General features: G+C 74.2%; 20 protein-coding genes. 10 read left to right on the top strand and 10 right to left on the bottom strand.

What is annotated here, in order from left to right; genetic code table 11:
• Nucleotides 1-73 precede the first annotated feature (73 nt).
• Entirely contained in the window at nucleotides 74-1,549 is a 1,476-nt protein-coding gene (locus ACFXAM_RS05270; protein WP_380287655.1) for a M6 family metalloprotease domain-containing protein, read from the top strand.
• A 219-nt stretch (nucleotides 1,550-1,768) separates the two neighbouring features.
• On the opposite strand, the gene ACFXAM_RS05265 is transcribed toward ACFXAM_RS05270, so the two are convergent.
• Entirely contained in the window at nucleotides 1,769-2,743 is a 975-nt protein-coding gene (locus ACFXAM_RS05265; RefSeq protein ID WP_380287654.1) for an oxidoreductase, read from the bottom strand.
• A gap of 80 nt (nucleotides 2,744-2,823) precedes the next feature.
• Between ACFXAM_RS05265 and ACFXAM_RS05260 the strand changes: the two genes are divergently transcribed.
• A complete protein-coding gene (locus ACFXAM_RS05260; protein WP_380287653.1) occupies nucleotides 2,824-3,432 on the top strand; it encodes a TetR family transcriptional regulator in 609 nt (202 codons plus the stop codon).
• 121 nt (nucleotides 3,433-3,553) lie between these two features.
• Here ACFXAM_RS05260 and ACFXAM_RS05255 read toward each other — a convergent pair whose 3' ends face one another.
• The gene (locus tag ACFXAM_RS05255) at nucleotides 3,554-4,153 is read right to left on the bottom strand and encodes a TetR/AcrR family transcriptional regulator (protein ID WP_380287652.1); all 600 of its coding nucleotides are present in this window, start codon (nucleotides 4,151-4,153) and stop codon (nucleotides 3,554-3,556) included.
• A 114-nt stretch (nucleotides 4,154-4,267) separates the two neighbouring features.
• Between ACFXAM_RS05255 and ACFXAM_RS05250 the strand changes: the two genes are divergently transcribed.
• From ACFXAM_RS05250 to ACFXAM_RS05240, 3 genes are all read left to right on the top strand, one after another.
• The gene (locus ACFXAM_RS05250) at nucleotides 4,268-5,470 is read left to right on the top strand and encodes an FAD-dependent monooxygenase (protein WP_380287651.1); all 1,203 of its coding nucleotides are present in this window, start codon (nucleotides 4,268-4,270) and stop codon (nucleotides 5,468-5,470) included.
• Nucleotides 5,471-5,652: 182 nt separating this feature from the next.
• Entirely contained in the window at nucleotides 5,653-6,204 is a 552-nt protein-coding gene (locus tag ACFXAM_RS05245) for a hypothetical protein (RefSeq protein WP_380287650.1), read from the top strand.
• Nucleotides 6,205-6,258: 54 nt separating this feature from the next.
• Nucleotides 6,259-7,146, top strand: a complete 888-nt coding sequence (locus ACFXAM_RS05240; RefSeq protein WP_380287649.1) for a toll/interleukin-1 receptor domain-containing protein — start codon at nucleotides 6,259-6,261, stop codon at nucleotides 7,144-7,146.
• 19 nt (nucleotides 7,147-7,165) lie between these two features.
• Here the strand turns inward: ACFXAM_RS05240 and ACFXAM_RS05235 are convergent, their stop codons facing one another.
• The 6 genes from ACFXAM_RS05235 to ACFXAM_RS05210 form a co-directional block, all read right to left on the bottom strand.
• Nucleotides 7,166-8,029: a hypothetical protein gene (locus ACFXAM_RS05235; RefSeq protein WP_380287648.1), complete on the bottom strand. Its 864-nt coding sequence runs from the start codon at nucleotides 8,027-8,029 to the stop codon at nucleotides 7,166-7,168.
• A gap of 101 nt (nucleotides 8,030-8,130) precedes the next feature.
• Nucleotides 8,131-9,387 (bottom strand): sensor histidine kinase, encoded by a 1,257-nt coding sequence (locus tag ACFXAM_RS05230; RefSeq protein ID WP_380287647.1) that lies wholly within the window; start codon nucleotides 9,385-9,387, stop codon nucleotides 8,131-8,133.
• Nucleotides 9,384-10,202: a response regulator gene (locus ACFXAM_RS05225; RefSeq protein WP_380287646.1), complete on the bottom strand. Its 819-nt coding sequence runs from the start codon at nucleotides 10,200-10,202 to the stop codon at nucleotides 9,384-9,386. The genes ACFXAM_RS05230 and ACFXAM_RS05225 overlap by 4 nt, the downstream gene beginning before the upstream one ends.
• Nucleotides 10,199-11,170 (bottom strand): hypothetical protein, encoded by a 972-nt coding sequence (locus tag ACFXAM_RS05220; protein ID WP_380287645.1) that lies wholly within the window; start codon nucleotides 11,168-11,170, stop codon nucleotides 10,199-10,201. The genes ACFXAM_RS05225 and ACFXAM_RS05220 overlap by 4 nt, the downstream gene beginning before the upstream one ends.
• A gap of 170 nt (nucleotides 11,171-11,340) precedes the next feature.
• Nucleotides 11,341-12,033, bottom strand: a complete 693-nt coding sequence (locus ACFXAM_RS05215) for a class F sortase (protein ID WP_380287644.1) — start codon at nucleotides 12,031-12,033, stop codon at nucleotides 11,341-11,343.
• Nucleotides 12,034-12,124: 91 nt separating this feature from the next.
• Nucleotides 12,125-12,655 (bottom strand): sortase-dependent protein, encoded by a 531-nt coding sequence (locus tag ACFXAM_RS05210; RefSeq protein WP_380287643.1) that lies wholly within the window; start codon nucleotides 12,653-12,655, stop codon nucleotides 12,125-12,127.
• A gap of 300 nt (nucleotides 12,656-12,955) precedes the next feature.
• Here ACFXAM_RS05210 and ACFXAM_RS05205 point away from each other — a divergent pair, with 300 nt between their 5' ends.
• The gene (locus ACFXAM_RS05205) at nucleotides 12,956-13,768 is read left to right on the top strand and encodes an arylamine N-acetyltransferase (RefSeq protein WP_380287642.1); all 813 of its coding nucleotides are present in this window, start codon (nucleotides 12,956-12,958) and stop codon (nucleotides 13,766-13,768) included.
• Between the two features lie 6 nt (nucleotides 13,769-13,774).
• On the opposite strand, the gene ACFXAM_RS05200 is transcribed toward ACFXAM_RS05205, so the two are convergent.
• Complete coding sequence (locus ACFXAM_RS05200; protein ID WP_380287641.1) at nucleotides 13,775-14,437, bottom strand: TetR/AcrR family transcriptional regulator; 663 nt, start codon at nucleotides 14,435-14,437, stop codon at nucleotides 13,775-13,777.
• Nucleotides 14,438-14,564: 127 nt separating this feature from the next.
• On the opposite strand from ACFXAM_RS05200, the gene ACFXAM_RS05195 reads away from it, so the two are divergent.
• On the top strand, nucleotides 14,565-15,401 hold the full coding sequence (locus ACFXAM_RS05195) for an SDR family oxidoreductase (RefSeq protein ID WP_380287640.1): 837 nt from the start codon (nucleotides 14,565-14,567) through the stop codon (nucleotides 15,399-15,401).
• Nucleotides 15,402-15,463: 62 nt separating this feature from the next.
• On the opposite strand, the gene ACFXAM_RS05190 is transcribed toward ACFXAM_RS05195, so the two are convergent.
• Complete coding sequence (locus ACFXAM_RS05190) at nucleotides 15,464-15,859, bottom strand: hypothetical protein (RefSeq protein ID WP_380287639.1); 396 nt, start codon at nucleotides 15,857-15,859, stop codon at nucleotides 15,464-15,466.
• Between the two features lie 110 nt (nucleotides 15,860-15,969).
• On the opposite strand from ACFXAM_RS05190, the gene sigJ reads away from it, so the two are divergent.
• The 3 genes from sigJ to ACFXAM_RS05175 form a co-directional block, all read left to right on the top strand.
• Nucleotides 15,970-16,893, top strand: coding sequence for an RNA polymerase sigma factor SigJ (gene sigJ, locus ACFXAM_RS05185; RefSeq protein WP_380287638.1), 924 nt, complete (start codon nucleotides 15,970-15,972; stop codon nucleotides 16,891-16,893).
• A 79-nt stretch (nucleotides 16,894-16,972) separates the two neighbouring features.
• Nucleotides 16,973-18,133: a serine hydrolase domain-containing protein gene (locus ACFXAM_RS05180; protein ID WP_380287637.1), complete on the top strand. Its 1,161-nt coding sequence runs from the start codon at nucleotides 16,973-16,975 to the stop codon at nucleotides 18,131-18,133.
• A 643-nt stretch (nucleotides 18,134-18,776) separates the two neighbouring features.
• Nucleotides 18,777-18,987: hypothetical protein (locus ACFXAM_RS05175; protein ID WP_380287636.1), on the top strand; the 211-nt coding region annotated here is incomplete at its 3' end.

Below are 18,987 nucleotides of genomic sequence, written 5' to 3'. Positions count from 1 at the left end.
CGGGGCGCCGCACGCGCCCCAGTGGCGCCGTACACGCCCCGGCGGGGCGGACAGGCTCGAAGGAGCCGTCACGATGCGTTACACATTAACCCCGCTGCGTCCCAGCCCCTCCACCGACCTCCCCACCGCCCACCACCCCCGCGCCTGCCCGGTGCCGCTGTCGCCGGACGCGCTCCAGGCCCTCCACGACGAGTACCTGAACCTGATCGAGACCCGCCGGCTGCCGAAGTTCATCACCTTCGGCCAGTACTACTACGTCTGGCGCTCCCGGGTGCGCGGCGAGAACGTCATCGGTCTCGACGACGGCGCCACCCGCCCCGGTCCCAGCACCGACGCCCAGCTGATCACCCGTCCGAGCAAGAAGCTCAAGGGCGTGGTCCGCACCATGGTGCTGCTGGTGGACTTCCCCGACCAGCCGCACGACCCCGCCAACACCCCCGCGCACTTCGAGGAGCTGCTCTTCAGCTCCGGCACCTTCGCCACCGGCTCGATGCACGACTTCTACCAGCTGGTCAGCGGCTTCGATCCGAACGACGCGACCGCCGGCGGCATCGACGTCCAGGGCGAGGTGCACGGCTGGTACCGGCTGCCGCACCCGATCTCCTTCTACGCCGACAACCAGTCCGGCCAGGGCACGGCCCCGAGGAACGAACAGGGCATGGCCGCCGACGCCCTCGCCCTCGCGACCCAGCAGGGCGTCAAGTTCACCAAGGACCTCGACGCCCTCGGCACGGGCGACGTCACGGCCCTGTTCATCGTCCACGCGGGCACCGGCGCCGAGGCCGTCGAGGACCCGGCCAAGGTCAAGGACGCCCTGTGGAGCGCCAAGTGGGTCAACGAGAAGCCCACCACGGTCGCGCCCGGACTGGCCGTGCAGACCTTCCTGACCGTCCCCGAGGACTGCAAGGTCGGCGTCTGCTGCCACGAGTGGGGCCACCTGGCCTGCGGCTACGCCGACTACTACGACACCGGCGACATCGAGTTCAGCAAGTCCAACGGACTCGGCAACTACTGCCTGATGGCGGCCGGTTCCTGGGGCAACGGGGGCGACACCCCGGTCTTCCCGAACGGCATGCTGCGGATGTTCCAGGGCTGGACCACGCCGCAGAGCATCGAGACCACCACCAAGGACATCACCCTGCGCCCGGTCGCCGAGGGCGGCGAGATCCTCTTCGTCCGCAGCCCGCGGATGACCCCGACCCAGTACATCATCGTCGAGTACCGGCGCCAGAGCGGCCAGGACAAGTTCCTGCCGGACCAGGGCATAGCCGCCTACGTGGTGGACGAGAGCATCGACAACGTCAACGACGAGAAACACCTCGCCATCGAGCTGATGCAGGCCGACGGCCGGCGCGACCTGGCGAAGATCTTCGGCCAGGGCAACCGCGGTGACGACACCGACCTCTACCCGTCGCTCGGCAACACCAGCATCGGTGAGCACACCCACCCGGCGCTGAACGAGCCCACCGGCACCTGGAGCGGGGTCACCCTCGACGTCGCCGGCACGCCCGGGGCGAGCCAGATGGAGGTGAGCGTGACCATCGAGTGAGGTGTCCCGCCCCGGGGAGCGCCCGCACTGACGGGCCGTCGGGATCCCCCGGACGGACACGCCGATCGTCGCCCTGCCCGCCACGCCGCACGGCTCCAGCGGTGGCTCCGGTGGAGCCCGTGCCCGGCGCGGGTCGGTGAGGCCGGACCGGGCAGCGGCGGCGTTCCGGCACGTCCGGACACGGGCGGCCGCCACCGCGCCCCGGCCCCCGACGGACCGTCAGGCCGCGTCGGGGGCCTCGGCGAGGCCGAACCGCACGCCGGTCAGCTCCTCCGAGAGCGCCCAGAGCCGGCGGCCCGCCGCCGCGTCCTGCGCCGTCGGCGCGAGCCGGACCGGGGTCGGCGCGCCGCGCAGTTCGCCGCGGCCGTCCGGGCCGATGAACTCCCCTCCGCGCGCGGCCGGTTCGGTCGCCGCGTAGAGCTGCGGCAGGGCGCCGTCCGCCGGGCGCTGGGCGAGCGGCCTGAGCAGCCGGCCGAAGAGCAGCCGGGTGAGGCCGGTCGGCCCGCTGGTCTGCAGCGCGGTGGCGGTGTAACCGGGGTGGGCGAGCAGACTGCGCACCGGGCTCGCGGCCGCCGCCAGCCGGCGGTGCAGCTCCCGGCCGAAGAGTGCGTTGGCGAGCTTGGACTGGTCGTAGAAGGCCATCGGCGCGTAGCGGCGCGCGCCGTCGAGGTCGTCGAAGCGGATCCGGCCCTTGCGGTGGTTGAGCGAGCTGACGGTCACCACGCGCGGGTCGCGCCCGGCGGCGAGGGCGTCGAGCAGCAGGCCGGTGAGGGCGAAGTGGCCGAGGTGGTTGACGGCGAACTGCAGTTCGTGGCCCTGCGGGCTGAGCGTGCGGGGCGGGGCGAACACGCCCGCGTTGTTGACCAGGACGTCCAGCCGGGGGTGGTCGGCGCGCAGCCGGCCGGCGAAGGTCCGGACGGCGTCGAGGTCGGCCAGGTCGAGGCGGCGGACCTCCAGGCGCTCGCGCGCACCGGGGTCCGCCAGCTCCGCGGCGATGCGGGCGGCGGCCTCGCGCCCCCGCCGCTCGTCGCGGACCGCCAGGACCACCCGGCCGCCGCGTCCGGCCAGCGCCCGGGCGGTGGCCAGGCCCAGCCCGCTGTTCGCGCCGGTGACCACGAACACCCGCCCCCGCTGGTCCGGGATCCGCCCGGCGTTCCAGCCCGCACCGCCGCCTGTTGTCTCCGAAGGCTTCATGTGGCAGATGCTGCCGCTCGTGTCACTCGGTGTCAAGGCGCTCCTCGGTGTCACCTCCGGCATGGCGTTACCATCGTCGGGTGACCTCCCGACCCGCCGTCAGCCTGGCCCAGCGCAAGCGCCAACTCGTCGTGGACGAGCTGACCGAGGCCGCCTTCCGGCTGCTCACCGCCCAGGGGTTCGACGCCGTCACCGTGGACGAGATCGCGGCCGACGCCGGGGTGTCCAAGCGGACGTTCTTCCGCTACTTCGCGTCCAAGGAGGACGTGATCGTCCGGTTCCTGGCGGACCTCGGCACCGGCATCGCCGCCGAACTGGCCGCCCGCCCCGCCGCCGAGCCGCCCTCGGCCGCCCTGCGGCACGCCGTCTCGGTGCCGCTGGCCGCCTGCGGCGAGCACGGCGACCGGGCGCTGCACGCCGTCCGGCTGATCCTGCACACCCCCGCGCTGCACGCCCGCTTCCTGGAGCGGCAGGCCGAGTGGCGCGCGGAGCTGTCGGCCGAGCTGGCCCGCCGGCTGGACCGCGACCCGGCCGTCGACCTCTACCCCCGGCTCGCCGCCGGGATGGCGCTCACCGCCTTCGGGGCGGTGCTGGAGCGGTGGAGCGACAGCGACGGCGCCGCCGACCCGGCCGCGCTCACCGCCGAGGCCTTCGCCGTCCTCGCCCCGGCCCTGGACGCTCCCGCGTAGTCCCCCCGACCCCGGGCGACGCGCCCCCGCCCTGCGGCCGGGAGGCGCCCCCGCCTCCGCCGCGCGGTGCACGCACCCGGACGCCGCCCGGCCGCCCCGGCCGGAAGACGGGTCCGGAACCTCAGCCGTCGAGCAGTGCGGCGAGGTAGCAGGAGACCTCGGCGCCGAGTTCGGCCGGGTCGGGGACGCGGCCGGCGCCGCTGCCGGCGGTGACGTTGAAGAGCACGCCGTCGGCCCAGCGGACCAGTCGGCGGGCGTCCGCCTCGGGCGCGTACGAGCCGCACTCGGCCAGCAGGGCGGTCGCGAGGGCGAGGAAGCCCGCGCCCAGGCGGTCGTAGACGGCGCGCAGTTCGGGGCGCCGGGTGGCTTCGAGGGCCAGCTCGAAGCGGGCCACGGTGAGCGTGCGGCCGGTGGTGAGCGCCTGGTGGACGGCGTCGGCGGCGAGCTGGGCGAGCAGTTCGCGGGCGTGGCCCGTCGTGGGCGTGCGCACCGTCGCCGCGAAGCCCGGGGACTCCAGTTCCGCGATCCGGGTGATCGCCAGCTCCAGCAGCGCCGCCCGGGTGCGGGCCAGGTTGGAGGTGGAGCCGGTCGGCAGGCCGGCCGCCTCGTCGACGGCGCGGTGGGTGAGCCCGCGCAGGCCGCGCTCGGCGATCAGCGCGACGGCGGTGTCGGCGATCAGGGTCTGGCGCTGGGGGCCGGCGGGCGCGGCGCTGCTGGTCATGGGTCCGATCATCGCCGCTCCCCGGGGCCGCCGCCCAATTCTCACTACAGCTGTAGTACGGTCGGACCCGCGATCGGAACTACAGGTGTAGTTTCGCGTCCGAGAGGAGCCCCCATGGACCACCGCGACCTGCCGGAGCCGTCGTCCCCGCGCGCCGTCGTCATCGGCGGCGGGATCGGCGGCCTCGCCGCCGCGCTCGCCCTCCACCGCCGGGGCGTCCCGGTCACCGTCCACGAACGCGCCGCCTCGCTCGAACCCGTCGGCGCCGGACTCGCCCTCGCCCCCAACGCCCTGCGCGCCCTGGACCTGCTCGGCGTCGGCGAGCGCCTGCGCGCCCTCGCCGCCCCGCACCCCGCCGTCGGCGTCCGCCACCCCTCCGGCCGCTGGCTCGCCCGCACCGGCACCGACGCCGTCGAGGCCTTCTTCGGCGAGAAGCTGATCGCCGTCGCCCGCGCCGCCGTCGTCGACGCCCTGGTCGAGGCGCTGCCCGCCGGCACCGTCCGCACCGGCTCGCCGGCCGAACTGGCCGAACCCGGCGACGCCCGCACCCCCGCCGTCGTCCGCACCGCCGAGGGCGAGCAGCGGGCCGCGCTGGTCGTCGGCGCCGACGGCATCCGCTCCGCCACCCGGGGCCTGCTCTTCCCCGGCCACCCCGGCCCGCGCTACTCCGGCTTCACCACCTGGCGCTCCGTGATCGACCGCCCGCCGCGCCCGCCGTTCGCCGCCGGGGAGGTCTGGGGCCGCGGCCGGCTCGCCGGGGTCGTCCCGCTCGCCGACGGCCGGGTGTACGTCTACGGCGCCGCCCTCGCCCCGGAGGGCTCCCGGGCCGCCGACGGCGACGAGCGCGCCGAACTCCTGCGCCACTACGGCGACTGGTGCGCGCCCGTCCCCGAACTGTTCGCCTCCCTCGACCCGGCCGGGGTGCTGCGCCACGACGTCCGGGAGCTCGCCGACCCGCTCCCCGCGTACCACCGCGGCCGGGTCGCCCTGCTCGGCGACGCCGCCCACGCCATGTGCCCCTTCCAGGGCCAGGGTGCCTGCCAGGCGATCGAGGACGCGGTCGTGCTGGCCGCCGGTGTCCGCCCCGGCGGGGACCCGGCCGCCGGCCTGCCCGCCTACACCGCCGCCCGCCTCCCGCGCGCCACCGCGATCGTCGACGGCTCCCGCGCCGTCGGCGCCCTGGTCGCCCGCCGCTCACCGCTGACCGTCCTCGCCCGCGACCTCGCGCTCACCGCCGCGGGCCTCCTCCCCGACCGCTTCCTCCTCGGCCGGGCCGCCGCCACCTACGGCTGGCACCCGCCGCAGCCCGCCGCCTGACCGGCCGGCCCGCCTTGAGTGACTGCTGCGGTCGATGATAAACGCGCGACATCATAGAAGTATTATTATCGAGATCAATTCGAACACTCTTCACTCTTGTGCAGCAATTCTCGTCAAAGGGTGGCTCAAGGACTGCTCGCCATGCTTGAATGGAATGCCAAGCGTCGCGCTATAGTTTCCAAATGACCGCAGCAGCAACCATCACGGCCTTCGCCAGTTTTCTGATCGCCACCATGGCCTACTTCCTGAACCATCGAGGCGAAGTTCGCAGATCGCTGCGGAAAACACAGATCGACCGGGTCGGCAGCCAACTGAAAGACCTCTACGGTCCACTCCTCATCCTCGCCGAGACCAACGAGAAAGCCTGGTCGGAGTACCGGGTTCGCTTCATTTTGCCTGCACGGGCGGACCTGGCAGCAGGTCAACTGCCGGAAGCGGAGGCCGCCCTCTGGCACACATGGGTGACGACGGTCTTCGCTCCGATCGCCCAGAAGATGAAGGAGATCGTAACCGCACGGGGAGACTTGATCATCGGCGGCGAGATGCCACAGGTGGTCCTGGATTTCTGTGCCCACGCAACCAGCTACGATGCCCTGCTCGCCGAATGGAACAGCACGGGACCTGCCAGGTCCACCCTGATCCGCCATCCGGGTGCACCATTCCTGTCCTACATCCGCGATTCGTACGGAAGCCTCAAGGCGGAGCAGGCCTCGCTGCTCCGGACAAGGGTGTGAACCAGCCGCGCCAAAAGAACACTAGTCGGCCCAAGACAATCCCTGGCGGTTACGGTGAAGGTATTCATCAGTTGGTCCGGCGAACGCTCCAGGAGGGCTGCAGAAGCCCTGAGGTCATGGCTCCCGGACATAATCCAGGAAATCGACCCGTGGATTTCCAGCAAGGATATTTCCGCCGGGGCGCGGGGTGGGCGTGAGATTGCCGACAGCCTTTCTATGACAAATTTCGGAATCGTCTGCATCACCCCGGAGAACAGGTCCTCGGAGTGGATCCAATATGAGGCTGGAGCCCTCTCCAAAGAGATCGACCAAGCGCGTGTCGTCCCTTTCTTGATCGGCATCAAGGTCGCCGAGCTCACGGGGCCGCTGAAGCAGTTCCAGGCGGTCGCCGCAGACAGCGCGGACGACGTGCGGAAGCTCGTCATCGACATCAACAACACCGCGAACATCCGATCCCTCTCCCCGGACCGGTTGGACCGCCTGTTCCACCGGAGTTGGCCTGACCTGGAGAACATCCTGAGCGCAATTCGCGCGAGTGCGCCAGGGCCGGGACAGGGGCAGCCGAAGGTTCCCGGGCGTTCCGAAGCCGAGATGCTGGAGGAGGTCCTTCTGCTCTCCCGGCAGCACGATCGCAGACTGGCAGAGATCGAACGCAACTCGCTGAGGCCCCCAAGAAGCCTTCCTCGGTGGAGCCGTACGGAAGTCCGCCGGCGCGATGACGACGCTTCCCTGGAGGCGTCGTTCGCGGACATCGGGTGGGAGGCGATCCACTCCTTCTGGGAGAACGGCGGTGTCATCGTCGTGGTCCGGAGGTCGGGCCACGACGCGCCTCCGATCTCGCGCGACTTCATCGGCCGGGTTGCCAACTCGTTCAACCGGACCGTGGTCGTGATCGGGGAGTCCGGGAACCTCATCGCCCGCGGCAACCCCAGGCAGTCCTGAACCATCCGTCCCGGAGGGATCAGACCCGGACTACGGGCATCGGCATCTTCTCGTTCTTCTTCAGGCGCAGGAGGCGCGGATTGTTGATCGGCCGGTCCTCGACCCAGGCGTTCCACGCCTTGATGTAGGCCGCCACCTGATCCTTTATTCCTGCCCGACGCCGGGAGCCCCGCTTCTGCATATCCTTCAACGCCTTGGGCAGTGCGAGTCGCGGATCGCCCAGTCCGAGGTTCGCACCCGACACCAGGCCTTCGATCCAAATCCCCGCGTTCGCACCCGGCGCCGCCTCGGTGGTCAGGAAGTACCCGACGGCCGCCGCCGTCTGGCTCGCAGCGATGTGCTTGGAGAGGCTCCGACCGGTCGCCACGGCCAGTCGGTAGCGATCGGTCTCGTCCCAATAAGCGCCCAGGATCCGACCGTTCGTCACCTGGGCCCGGATTCCGCTCCACGACGAGTCGGGCATGCTCTTGAAGAGGAGCACATGGCGAATGGTCGAGAAGAACAGCGGGAGGTACTTCTCGCCGGTGGACGACAGCGCATCCGCCCCACTGCGGCGCTTCCCGGTATCGAGGACCGGGAAGATGTCACGCGGCATGTCCTCGAACACGTAGAGCCACACCGTGCAGCGCGACTTGACGATAGCGTGCAGGCGGTGCTGACCGTCGAGAACGGAGCCACTGTCAAGCGGTCCGTCGAGCGCGATGCCCTGATGCGTCACCCGCCACTCGCCACGACGCATAGCCTCCGCCAGGGCGTCAACGTACCCCTGGTCCAGGCGTCGGTTCACCGAAACCCTGGACACGAGTTCCTTGGCGAGTTCCGGATCGATCTCGACAAACCTCGGCCCAGGCCCTTCCTTCTCCGAGCCAGCCTCAAAAACCATTCCATCATCTTACGAGGGCCGCCACAAACAATCCCGACACTGATAGGAAGTAGTCATACTTGATCAGTAGCGAGAAAGAATGGGGTCGACTCTCGCCACCACTATGTCGGTATTTTTTCGAGGGCAGATGAGTACGCGGTGCCGTCCGGGGCCGGAGGGAGGGTGAGGGTGGCGAGGGCGCCGCCGTCGGGGTGGTTGGCGAAGGTGAGGGCGGCGCCGATGACGCGGGTGTGGCCCTGGGCGATGGTGAGGCCGAGGCCGTGGCCCCTGCCGCGTTCGCGGACGCTGGTGCGGAAGCGCTGGGGACCGTCGCGCAGGAGCTCCCCGGGGAAGCCGGGGCCGTGGTCGCGGACGGTGATCCGGTGGCCGTCGACGCGCAGCCGGATGGTGCCGCCGCCGTGGCGGTCGGCGTTGAGGAGCAGGTTGCCGAGGATGCGGTCGAGCCGGCGCAGATCGGTGCGGACGGACGCGTCGGCCGCCACCTCGACCGTCACCTCCAGGCCGGTCAGCGCGACGGTGCGCCGCACCGCGCGTTCCAGCGGCACCGCCGAGAGGTCCGGCAGTTCGGCGTCGGCGTCCAGCCGGGAGACCTCCAGGAGGTCCTCGACCAGCGCGCGCAGCGCCTGCACCCGGTTCTGCACCAGCTGGGTGGGCCGCCCCGGGGGCAGCAGTTCGGCGGCCGTGACCAACCCGGTCAGCGGGGTGCGCAGCTCATGGGCGACGTCGGCGGTGAACCGCTGCTCGTCCTCCAGGCGCCGGTGCAGCTCCCGGGACATCAGGTCCACCGCCGCCGCGAGGTCGGCCACCTCGTCCCGGCCGTCGACGAGTTCGCCGATCCGGGTGTCGGTGCGCCCGGAGGCGATGCCCCGGGCCGCCGTCGCCGCCGTGCGCAGCCGCCGGCTGATCCGGTCCGCGACCAGCACCCCGACCAGCACGGTGGTGAAGACGGAGGCGACGACGGTGATCAGGATGATCCGGTCCAGGTCGGCGATCGCCCGCCGGTCCTGGGCGAAGTCGATCCGCACCGAGAGCACCCCGTCGCGGACGGCGCCCGCCGCCCACACCGACTCGCCCTCGGGCCCCTCGGCGAGCAGCGACCCGCGCCGTCCCCCGGCGGCGAGGGTGCGCAGCCGCACGGGCAGCCCCGGGTCGTCCAACGCGGCATGGCGGCCGCCTGCGGCCACGTCCTCGCCGCGCCCGTAGACGCCGAGCGCCGCGTCCAGCGCGGTGAGCGCCGAGTCGCGCGCCTGGCCGACGTGCTGGCGGACCATCGCCTGGTGGACGAGCAGCCCGACCGCCACCGCGACCAGGACGGAGATGGCGGCGACGGCGGTGGCGATCTGCCGGCGCAGCGTCATTCGGGGCGCCGCAGCTTGTAGCCGAAGCCGCGGACGGTCTCGATCCGCCCGCCGCCGATCTTGGCGCGCAGCCGTTGCACATGGACGTCGACGACCCGGGTGTCGGCGCCCCACTCGTAGTCCCAGACCCGTTCCAGCAGCACGGCGCGCTCCAGCACGATCCCGGGCGCGGCGGTGAACTCCAGCAGGAGGCGCAGCTCGGTGGGGGTGAGCGGGACGAGCCGGCCGTGCACGCGGACCTCCATGGAGTCGGTGTCCACCTCCAGGCCGTCGAAGCTGCGGACGGGCGTGCGGGGTTCGGGTGCCACGGGCCCGGGCGCGGCGGCCCCGGGCGCGAAGGCCCCGGGTGGGACGGCCCCGGCGGGCTCCGGCGCGGCGGGTCCGGTGCGAGCGGGCGGGGGAACGGGCAGGGGTTCGGGCGCGGCCGGGACGACGCGGATGCGGCGCAGCACGGTGCGGATCCGGGCGACCAGCACGGCGCTCTCGAACGGCTTGACGACGTAGTCGTCCGCGCCCGCCTCCAGACCGGACACCACGTCGACCGGGTCGGTGCGCGCCGACATCATCAGGATCGGCAGCTGGCTCTCCTCGCGGATCCGCCGGCACAGGCCGACCCCGTCGAGCAGCGGCAGCATCACGTCGAGCAGCACCAGGTCGGGCCGCACGGCGTGGAACATCTCCAACCCCTCCAGCCCGTCGGCGGCCGTGGACACCGGGAAGCCGTAGCGTTCCAGGGCCATCCGGGTGGCCTCCCGGATCACCTCGTCGTCCTCGACGATGAGGATGCGGGGGTGGCTGGGTGCCGTGGGGTTCATGGCGTGGTCTCCGAGCGGGCGGGCGGCTGCGCGGTGGGCTGCTGGGCGGCGGGTTGCTGCGTGGTGGGCTGCTGGGCTGCGGGCTGCTGAGCGGTGGGCGCGGCCGTGGGGACGGCCGGGCGGGGCTGGCCGGGCTGCGGCACCTTGGATGCGGGCACGGGCGTGGCCGTCGGGGCACCCGCGCCCGATCCCGCGCCCGCTCCCGGCTCGGAGCCGTCGGGCCGGCGGACCGCGGGCACGCTCGGCCAGGGGGCGGGTGCGGTGCCCGTGCCGGGGCGCAGGATGGTCGACCGGTCCCCGGGGGTGGTGGTCGGCGTCGGCTCGGGCTCCTGGACCGGCCCGACGCCCTCGACCTTCTGCTCGGCCAGGACGAGCCGCGCGCCGTCCCAGCTGTAGCGGCGGATGGTCCGGGACCAGCTGGTGGTGGACTCGTACAGCAGCAGGTCGGTGCCGAGCGTCTCGGCGCCGAACCGTTTCAGCAGCTGTACCCGCAGCACGGGCAGCATCCGGTCGGCGGACGCGGTGTAGACGTGCAGCACGTCGGTGTCGACGAGGCCGACGACGACCAGCAGCTCGGGGCGGCCGTCACCGGTCAGGTCACGGTACTCGGCGGGGCGGATCCCGCAGCCGGTGCAGGGGTCGAGGGCCCGCCGCTCGTCCTGGCTCACGCCGGGGTCCTTGGCCAGCAGCGTGCGGACGTCCACCGTCGAGACGTCCTGCCCGGGGACGGTCAGGTCGGGGACCGGCTGCGGCGCCGGCTCCGGGGTGCGGGGCCCCGCGGGCTCCGGCGACGGCGCGGTGTCCTGGCCCGGCCAGAGCGGGATCCGGGCCGGCGGGCGCGCGACGGCCTCGGCCGCGCCGTGGTCGCGCAGCTCGCCGGGGGCGCCGCAGCCGACCGCGAGGGCGAGCGGCGCGGCGGCGAGCAGGGCCAGGAGGGGTCCGGGCGTGCGACGCGGGGCGGTGCTCATCCTCCGGTGGCCCTCCTGGTCCGCGGTGGTGGTGCTGGTTCGTGCTGGTTCATGCCGGTCCGTGCTGTTCGTGACGGTCCGTGCCGGTTCGTGTCCGGTCGGCAGGTCGTCCGGACGGCACCCGCCGGTTCCCCGGCGGGTGCCGTCCGGGCAGCGTAGCCGCAGCCCGGTCAGCCGGCGGAGGTGGCCGGTTCGGCCAGGTCCGCGAGGACGATGATGTTGTCCGTCCAGTGGCCGTCGGTCCCGATCCGGCCGCCGCAGGTGATCAGGCGCAGCTCGGGCGCCGCCGTGTTCCCGTACACCAGCTCGGTGGGGAAGGCGTCCTTGGCGGCCTGGACCAGCTCGCGGACCCGGAAGTCCACCGTGCTGCCGTCCTCCCGCCGCACCTGGATCCGGTCCCCCGCCCGCAGCTTCGGCAGTCCCCGGAAGACCGCCGGGCCGTGCGCGGTGTCGTAGTGACCGATCAGGACGGCGGGCCCGGTCTCCCCCGGGGTCGGGCCGTTGCGGTACCAGCCGGCCTCACCGGCCCGTTCGGCGGCCGGCACCTCGACGGTGCCGTCGGCGTTCAGGCCGAGGCCGGTCACCGGGGCGTCGACGCCGGCCGCCGGGACGAGCAGGCGGGTCGGCGGCGAGGCCGCGAACGGGCGCGGCGCGGCGGTTCCCGCGCCGGTGGCGGCGGTTGCCGTGCCGCCGGCGGCGGGGGCCGTCACCGGCGCGACCGGTGCGCTCTCCCCCGCGCCGCCCGCGCCGCCCGCGCCCTGACGGGCCGAGGTCTCCACCCGGACCACCGGGGGCTCGCGCTGGTCCGAGAGCGCGACGGTCGCACCGAGCGCCAGGCAGAGCAGCCCGGCCGCCCCGAACACGCCGCGGTTCAGCCCGCCCGGCCTCGGCCCGCCGTGCCGGGCACGCCGCCCGTGGCGACGTCCGTGGCGACGCCCGCCCCGGTGGCCGTCGTCAGCCGCGCGCACCGGAGCGGCGGCGCAGCACGGCGAAGCCGAGCGCCCCGGCACCGATGGCGGCGACGGCGCCGCCGCCGATCAGCTGCAGACCGGAGGAGTCCCCGGCGGTGGAGCCGTCACCGGCCTGCGCGGCGCCCTTGGGCACCTCGCGGACCTGCGGCTGCCCCGAGGCGGGGGCGGGGGCGGGCGCGCCGCCCTCGGCCTCGCGGGTGAGCGACGGCAGCGGAGCGGCCGGGCGGGTGGCGTTCTTCGGCACCGGCGAGATCGTCGGGACCGCGGAGATGAACGGCGACGGGATGGCGGTCGGCGGCGCCGGGGCCGGCTGGGCGGCGCCGCTGCCCGCGTCGCCGGCCGCGGCCGGGGCCTTGACGGCCGGGGTGGCCGTCGGGGTGGCGGGGGCGGGCGCGGGGGCGCCGTCGGCCCAGGCCTGGCCGCCCGTCACGGCGGTCAGCAGCGCGGCGCCGGTCATGGCGCAGACGGCCGTCAGCCGCAGAACGGCACGGTTCCTGGTGGTGCGCGTGGCCATGCGAACTCTCCATTCGTCCTGGTGACGCGGAGTCCGGCCCGAAGTGGCCGGTGCGTCGAGAGCGACGGTAGAAAGCCCGTGTCGCGGTCCCCGGCCGGTCGTGTCACAGCGGCTCATCGGCTGCGTAACGACTCCGGCGGACCGGGCTCCTGCGGCGCGGAGGGCGGGCCTCCGGCGCGATCCCGCCGACCGGCGCCCCGGTGTGACGGCGCCTCCGCCCGGGTCCTAGGACGCAGGACCCACCGCGAGCCGCGCCCGCAGCCCGAGGCCCGGGCGCCGCCCGGTCCGTACGGTGGCGGTATGAGCGTCGACCTCGACAAGTACTTCGCGCGGATCGGGTGGGACGGCGGGCGGGCGCCCACCCTGGCCACGCTCCGGGCGCTGCAGTACGCGCACGTGCTGGCCGTCCCGTTCGAGAACGTCGACGTGGTGGTCGGCACCGTGCCGTCGCTGGAGGTCGCCGATCTGGAGGCCAAGCTCGTCACGGGCGGGCGCGGCGGATACTGCTTCGAGCACAACACGCTGTTCGCCGCCGTGCTGGAGCAACTGGGCTACGGCGTCGTCCGCCACACCGGCCGGGTCCGGGCGGGCGCCCGGCCCGGGGAGGTCCGGCCGCGCACCCACCTGGTGCTGGTCGTCCGGGTGCCCGGGGAGGGCGAGGGGCGCCATCTCGTCGACGTCGGCTTCGGGTCGGCGGACGCGCTCCTGGAGCCGCTGCCGCTGGTCCCCGGCCCGGTCCGGGACGGCCGGGGCCGCCGGCACCGGCTGGTCCTGGAGGAGACGGACGGCCCCGTCCAGGTGTGGGTGCTGCAGATCCGCAGGGGCGACGCGTGGCGGGAGCTGGTGGCGTTCACCCTCGACCCGGCGCCCGCGCCCGACATCGGCATGGCCAACTGGCACGTCGCCACCCACCCGCGCTCGCCGTTCCGCCGCCTCTTCGTGCAGCGGACCCTCCCGGCCGGCCACCTCGCCCTCGACGGCGCCAGGTTCACCCGCACCGCGCACGACGGCTCCGTGACGGTGCGGGAGCTCGACGGCGCGGAGGAGATCCGCGCCGTCCTGGAGACGGAGTTCGGCATCACCGCGCCGCCGGACGTCCGCCCCGCCCGCTAGGAGCCGTCAGCTCACCGCCGTTCCGGGCGCGGTCAGACCCGCCGTCAGGAACGCCACCACGGTGGACGGTTCGGGGAACGAAGGCTCCGCGGCGGAGTCCGCCTCGGCGGCGAGCGGGCGCCCGTAGGCCTCCAGGAGGGTGGTGAACGCGAGCCGCCAGCGGTCGGTGATCTCGCGGACGGACAGGTCGGGCAGGGCCCGGCCGAGGACGACCTCGAACGGGGCGGTGCCCGCCCAGGGCGAGCCGCTCAGCGGCCGGTCGGCGGTGAGCATGGTCTGGGCGAGCAGGCGGCACAGCATCCGGCCGCGCTCGGTGCGGATCAGTTCGTCGAAAGGTGCGGCGACGGCCGCGACGAGGGTCCGCACCTGCGCGGGGCCCGTCGCCCCGGGGCTCAGGGTGGCCGCTTCCAGCCGCCCCTGCCAGAGCGGCCACAGCTCGCGCCCGAGCAGCGCCGTGACCAGGCCCTCGCGGGAGCCGAAGTGGTAGTGCACCGCGCCCGGGTTGAGGCCGGCCTCCGCGTTGATCGCGCGCACCGAGACCTGGCCCGCACCGCGCTGGAGGAAGAGCCGCTCGGCGGCCGCGAGCAGCCGGTCCCGGGTGGAGGCGGCGTCCTGGGGCGGGGCGGCGTCCGGGGTCGGGTTCGGGTCCTGAGCTGTTCCATCCGGCATGCCGCCATTGCATCACAGGCTCCCGGGTTACCATCCAATCAGTGATTGGAATCCGATTGGCAGATGTTCGGAAGGGCACCCGCCAGTCCGTGTGCTCCCTGCGCACAGTGATCGAGAGGCTCGCACCATGGGTATCTACGCCGTCACCGGCTCCGCTTCGGGAATGGGCGCCGCCAGCGCCGCCGTCCTCCGGGAGGCCGGCCACACCGTCATCGGCGTCGATCTCCGTGACGCCGACATCACCGCCGACCTCGGCACCGCCGAGGGCCGCCGCGCCGCCGTCCGGGGGATCCTGGACGCCTCCGGCGGGCTCCTGGACGGCGTGGCCGCGGTGGCCGGCGTCGGCCCCGCGATGAAGGACCCCGCCGCCGTGGCCTCCATCAACTACTTCGGCCCGGTCGAGCTGCTGGAGGGCCTGCGCCCGGCGCTCGCCCGCTCCTCGGCGGGGCGCGCCGTGGTGATCGGCTCCAACTCCTCGACCACCGTCCCGATGATCGACGAGAAGCTGGTCGAGCTGCTGCTCTCCGGCGACGAGGACGCGGCCCGCGAGCACGCCCGTGCGGCCCTGGCCGCGCTGCCCGCCGAGGCGGCGCGGGCTTCCGAGGGTGCGCCGAGCATCTCCGCCTACGCCACCTCCAAGTTCGCCCTGGCCCGCTGGGTGCGCCGGACGGCCGTCACCCCGGCGTGGGCCCGCGAGGGCGTGCTGCTGAACGTCATCGCGCCCGGCGCGGTGATCACCCCGCTGATGCTCGGGTCCACCGGCGCGGGCGAGGAGCCGGACGCCGACGACTTCCCCACCCCCATGCCGCTGGGCGTCTTCGGCCGGCCCGAGGACATCGCCTTCTGGGTGCACCAGTTCCTGCGGCCCGAGGCCCGCTTCACCACCGGCGCCACCCTGTTCGTGGACGGCGGCACCGACGCGGCGGTACGCCCCGACGCCCAGCCCACCGCGCTGACCTTCTGAGCCGGCGCGGGCGGTGGCCGACGGCCGGGAGCAGTCCCTCCCCGGCCGCCGGCCGCCCGGCGCTACCGCCCGCGGCGCGCGGCGGCGGACAGGCTCCGCCTCAGGTCCAGCACGCTCAGGCCGAACATCAGCACGCCCAGGGGCACGTGCGCCGCCGGCGCGTGGGCGATGCCCAGCACCACCTGGACCGAGGCGAGCACCAGGAACCCGGTGGCGTGGAGCACCGGCCTGGCCGGGCCGCCGCCCGGCCGCCAGGCCAGGACCGCGGCCAGCAGGTAGAGCATCGAGGCCCCGTACATCACCCGCGCCCCGACGCCGTGCAGCGTCCCGCCGTACGTCGTGGAGAGCAGCAGGCCCGCGGTGCTCGCCTGGAAGAGGATCGCCAGGGTCTGCAGGGCGACCGCGACCTGCGGGAAGGTGAAGCTGCGGCGTTCGACGGCGTTGCCCGGAATGGCCATGGTGCGGTCCCTCTTCCTGCCTCGCGGCGGTGGATCGATAGTGTCCCGGTGATTCGACGAAACGGGCCCGCGAAGTGTGAGGCGGGCGGGCACGAGCGGGGGGGACCGGCATGGACACCGGGGACGGACGGCCCACGGACGCGGCCCTCGGCGAGCGGCGGCACCTGATCGACCTCGCCTACCGGATGCTCGGCTCGCCGGCCGAGGCCGAGGACGCCGTGCAGGAGGCCTACGCCCGCTGGTACGCGCTGTCCGCGGCACGGCGGCAGGCCGTCGAGGCGCCGGGCGCCTGGCTGACGACGGTGGTCAGCCGGATCTGCCTGGACGTGCTGGGCTCGGCGCGGGTCCGGCGCGAGCGCTACGTCGGCGAGTGGCTGCCCGAGCCGCTGCCCGACCGCACCGAGTGGCCCGGCGGCTCCGGGGGCGGGTCCGCCGACCCCGCCGACCGGATCACCCTGGACGAGTCGGTGGGCATGGCCTTCCTGGTCGTGCTGGAGTCGATGACGCCGGCCGAGCGCGTGGTGTTCGTCCTGCACGACGTCTTCCGCTACCCGTTCCCCGAGATCGCCGCGATCGTCGACCGGACGCCCGCCGCCTGCCGCCAGCTGGCCTCCTCGGGCCGGCGGCGGGTCGGCGCCGCGCGGACGCCCGACCCCGGGCAGGCCCACCAGGCCGGTGTGGTGCGGCGGTTCAGGCAGGCCTGGGAGTCCAAGGACATCGAGGCCCTGGTCGGTCTGCTCGACCCCGCCGCCACGATGGTCGCCGACGGCGGCGGCCTGGTCGGCGCGGTGCTCCGGCCGGTCGAGGGCGGCGTGCGCATCGCCCAGTACCTCGTGCTGCTGGCCGAGCGGGCACCGGGTCTCACCCTCCTGGAGCGCAGCGTCAACGGCCGCCCCGGCCTGGTCGCCCAACGCGACGGCGTCACCGCGACGGTGGCCGCCCTCGACCTCGTGGACGGCCGGATCAGCCGGATCTGGGCGGTCCGCAACCCGGAGAAGCTGGGCCGCTGGGCGGCATCCGCCGGCACCCCCTGAACGGCGGGAACCACCCTGCGCGGCCCGGCCGTTGGCCCGGTCAGCGGGGGACGGGCGATTCGGACCTCAGGAGGTCGGTATGGCTCGGCAGGGGGCGCTTCGGCGCGGGTACGGCGCGGTGGCGGTGGCCGCCGCGGTGACGACGGTCGTGACCGTGGGCACGGTGACGTCGGCCGCGGCGGCCGGCACCGGTGGAGGGCACGGGGGGCACGGCGACGGCGTCCACGGGGCGACGCGGGCGGCGATGGCGGAACTCGTCCGGGCCGAGGGCCTGCCCGGGACGATAGCCGGGGTCCGGGAGGGCGACGACAGCTGGTCCGCGGCCGTCGGGGCGGCCGACACCGCGACCGGACGGCCCCGGTCGCCCCGGGAGCGGTTCCGGATCGGGAGCCTGACGAAGACCTTCACCGCCACCGTGGTGCTCCAGCTCCGCGCCGAGGGACGGCTCGGCCTGGACGACCCGGTGGAGCGGTGGCTGCCCGGCGTGGTGCGGGGCAACGGGAACGACGGCACCACGATCACGGTCCGCCAGCTGCTGGGGCACACCAGCGGCCTGTTCTCCTTCGACGAGGACCCGGCGATGATCCAGCGGCTGGCGAGCCCGGACTTCCTGCTCCACCGTTACGACACCTACCGTCCCGAGGACCTGGTGCGGACGGCACTCGCCCACCCGCCGCTGTTCCCGCCGGGAACGTCCCGCGCCTACTCCAACACCAACTACCTGCTGGCCGGGATGATCATCGCCGAGGTGACCGGCCGCTCGTACGGCGAGGAGATCGAGCGCCGGATCATCCGGCCGCTCGGCCTCTCCGCGACGACCCTGCCCGGTACCGCCGTCGAGCTGCCCCGGCCGCACGCGCTCGGCTACTCCACGCTGTTCGGCGGCTCGCCGACACCACTGGAGACCACCGAGCTCAACCCCTCGTGGGGCGGGGCGGCCGGGGAGATGATCTCCACGACGGCCGATCTGACGCGCTTCTACTCCGCCCTGATGCGGGGGCGGCTGCTGCCGCGGGCCGAGCTGGACGAGATGATCCCGGCCGCCGGCGGCCCCGGGCTGGGCATCGGCAGCGTGAAGCTCCACTGCGGGGCCGTCGTCTGGGGCCACACCGGCACCATCCACGGCTCGTCGACGGTGGCGCTGGCCACCCGCGACGGCCGGCACGTGGCCGCGTTCAACACCAACGCCGACTGGGTGGAGGGCGAACGCGCGCTCGCGGAGGCCGAGTTCTGCCGCTGAGCACCCCGGCCCGACGCCCGTCCCGGCCCCTCGCGCTCGTCCGCGCGCGGGGCCGGATCCCCTGCCCGGCACGGGAGTTCGGCAGGCGTGACGTCCTGCTCCGGGCGTGTGCGGCACCTGGGGGCGTACGCCGGGGGGCGTGCGGCCAGGGGCAACGCGCTGGCAGAGTGAGGTCCGGCGGGCGCGGTCCGGCTGCGGCGAATCCGCTGGTCAGACAGAGCCCTTGAGGCGTGCGGAAGTTCGATCAACCCCCGCTCGCCCGCCGTTTCCGGGCGGACGCGAGCTTGCGGCCGGAAAGCCTTGCCCCGGCGCGCGCCGGTGCGCCACGATGGCGACGCGGCCGGTTCCGCAGGACCGGTCGGCGGCCCGAACCTCCGGCATATGCCAATGGCAGGTGGCCCCGTGTTGCCCGGGCAGGCGTCCTACCGCCGCCTGACCCCCGGACGGATCCGTCACCCTCCGTACGGCACGCCCCTCCTGGCCCGCACACCGCATCCACCGATGCCGTCATGCGGTCAGACGTTCCCGCACCGATCCTTCCCTCCCGCCCGCTCGGGCATGCGCGCAAACGGAGCGCGCCCGCGGGCGTCCGTCGTTCCCGGGCTCCCGCCCGGCCTCCCCCTCAGCGAAAGAGGAGTCTGTCATGCGCATGATCAGCGCGCGCCGCCTCGCCGCCGCGACCGGCGTCGCCATCGCCCTCGTCACCGCCGTCCCCGCCAGCGCCACCCCCGGGGCGCTGGACACCACCTTCGGCACCACCGGCAAGGTGACCACCGACTTCGGCGGCACCCCCTCGCTGCCCGACATCGGCAACGCCCTGGCGATCCAGCCGTCCGACGGGAAGATCGTCACCG

It is taken from the genome of Kitasatospora sp. NPDC059462 (genome assembly GCF_042749955.1).
In the GTDB taxonomy this organism is placed as follows: domain Bacteria; phylum Actinomycetota; class Actinomycetes; order Streptomycetales; family Streptomycetaceae; genus Kitasatospora.
The sequence above is the reverse complement of the archived record's forward strand: the minus strand, read 5'-3'. Positions and strand labels throughout refer to the sequence as shown.

What these genes read in the sequence shown, in the direction of transcription:
- ACFXAM_RS05210 (WP_380287643.1), bottom strand. Translation starts at nt 12,655, where the DNA reads ATGGCCACGCGCACCACCAGGAACCGTGCCGTTCTGCGGCTGACGGCC.
- ACFXAM_RS05220 (WP_380287645.1), bottom strand. Translation starts at nt 11,170, where the DNA reads ATGAGCACCGCCCCGCGTCGCACGCCCGGACCCCTCCTGGCCCTGCTC.
- ACFXAM_RS05230 (WP_380287647.1), bottom strand. Translation starts at nt 9,387, where the DNA reads ATGACGCTGCGCCGGCAGATCGCCACCGCCGTCGCCGCCATCTCCGTC.
- ACFXAM_RS05195 (WP_380287640.1), top strand. Translation starts at nt 14,565, where the DNA reads ATGGGTATCTACGCCGTCACCGGCTCCGCTTCGGGAATGGGCGCCGCC.
- ACFXAM_RS05225 (WP_380287646.1), bottom strand. Translation starts at nt 10,202, where the DNA reads ATGAACCCCACGGCACCCAGCCACCCCCGCATCCTCATCGTCGAGGAC.
- ACFXAM_RS05265 (WP_380287654.1), bottom strand. Translation starts at nt 2,743, where the DNA reads ATGAAGCCTTCGGAGACAACAGGCGGCGGTGCGGGCTGGAACGCCGGG.
- ACFXAM_RS05190 (WP_380287639.1), bottom strand. Translation starts at nt 15,859, where the DNA reads ATGGCCATTCCGGGCAACGCCGTCGAACGCCGCAGCTTCACCTTCCCG.
- sigJ (WP_380287638.1), top strand. Translation starts at nt 15,970, where the DNA reads ATGGACACCGGGGACGGACGGCCCACGGACGCGGCCCTCGGCGAGCGG.
- ACFXAM_RS05180 (WP_380287637.1), top strand. Translation starts at nt 16,973, where the DNA reads ATGGCTCGGCAGGGGGCGCTTCGGCGCGGGTACGGCGCGGTGGCGGTG.
- ACFXAM_RS05245 (WP_380287650.1), top strand. Translation starts at nt 5,653, where the DNA reads ATGACCGCAGCAGCAACCATCACGGCCTTCGCCAGTTTTCTGATCGCC.
- ACFXAM_RS05250 (WP_380287651.1), top strand. Translation starts at nt 4,268, where the DNA reads ATGGACCACCGCGACCTGCCGGAGCCGTCGTCCCCGCGCGCCGTCGTC.
- ACFXAM_RS05205 (WP_380287642.1), top strand. Translation starts at nt 12,956, where the DNA reads ATGAGCGTCGACCTCGACAAGTACTTCGCGCGGATCGGGTGGGACGGC.
- ACFXAM_RS05235 (WP_380287648.1), bottom strand. Translation starts at nt 8,029, where the DNA reads ATGGTTTTTGAGGCTGGCTCGGAGAAGGAAGGGCCTGGGCCGAGGTTT.
- ACFXAM_RS05200 (WP_380287641.1), bottom strand. Translation starts at nt 14,437, where the DNA reads ATGCCGGATGGAACAGCTCAGGACCCGAACCCGACCCCGGACGCCGCC.
- ACFXAM_RS05255 (WP_380287652.1), bottom strand. Translation starts at nt 4,153, where the DNA reads ATGACCAGCAGCGCCGCGCCCGCCGGCCCCCAGCGCCAGACCCTGATC.
- ACFXAM_RS05270 (WP_380287655.1), top strand. Translation starts at nt 74, where the DNA reads ATGCGTTACACATTAACCCCGCTGCGTCCCAGCCCCTCCACCGACCTC.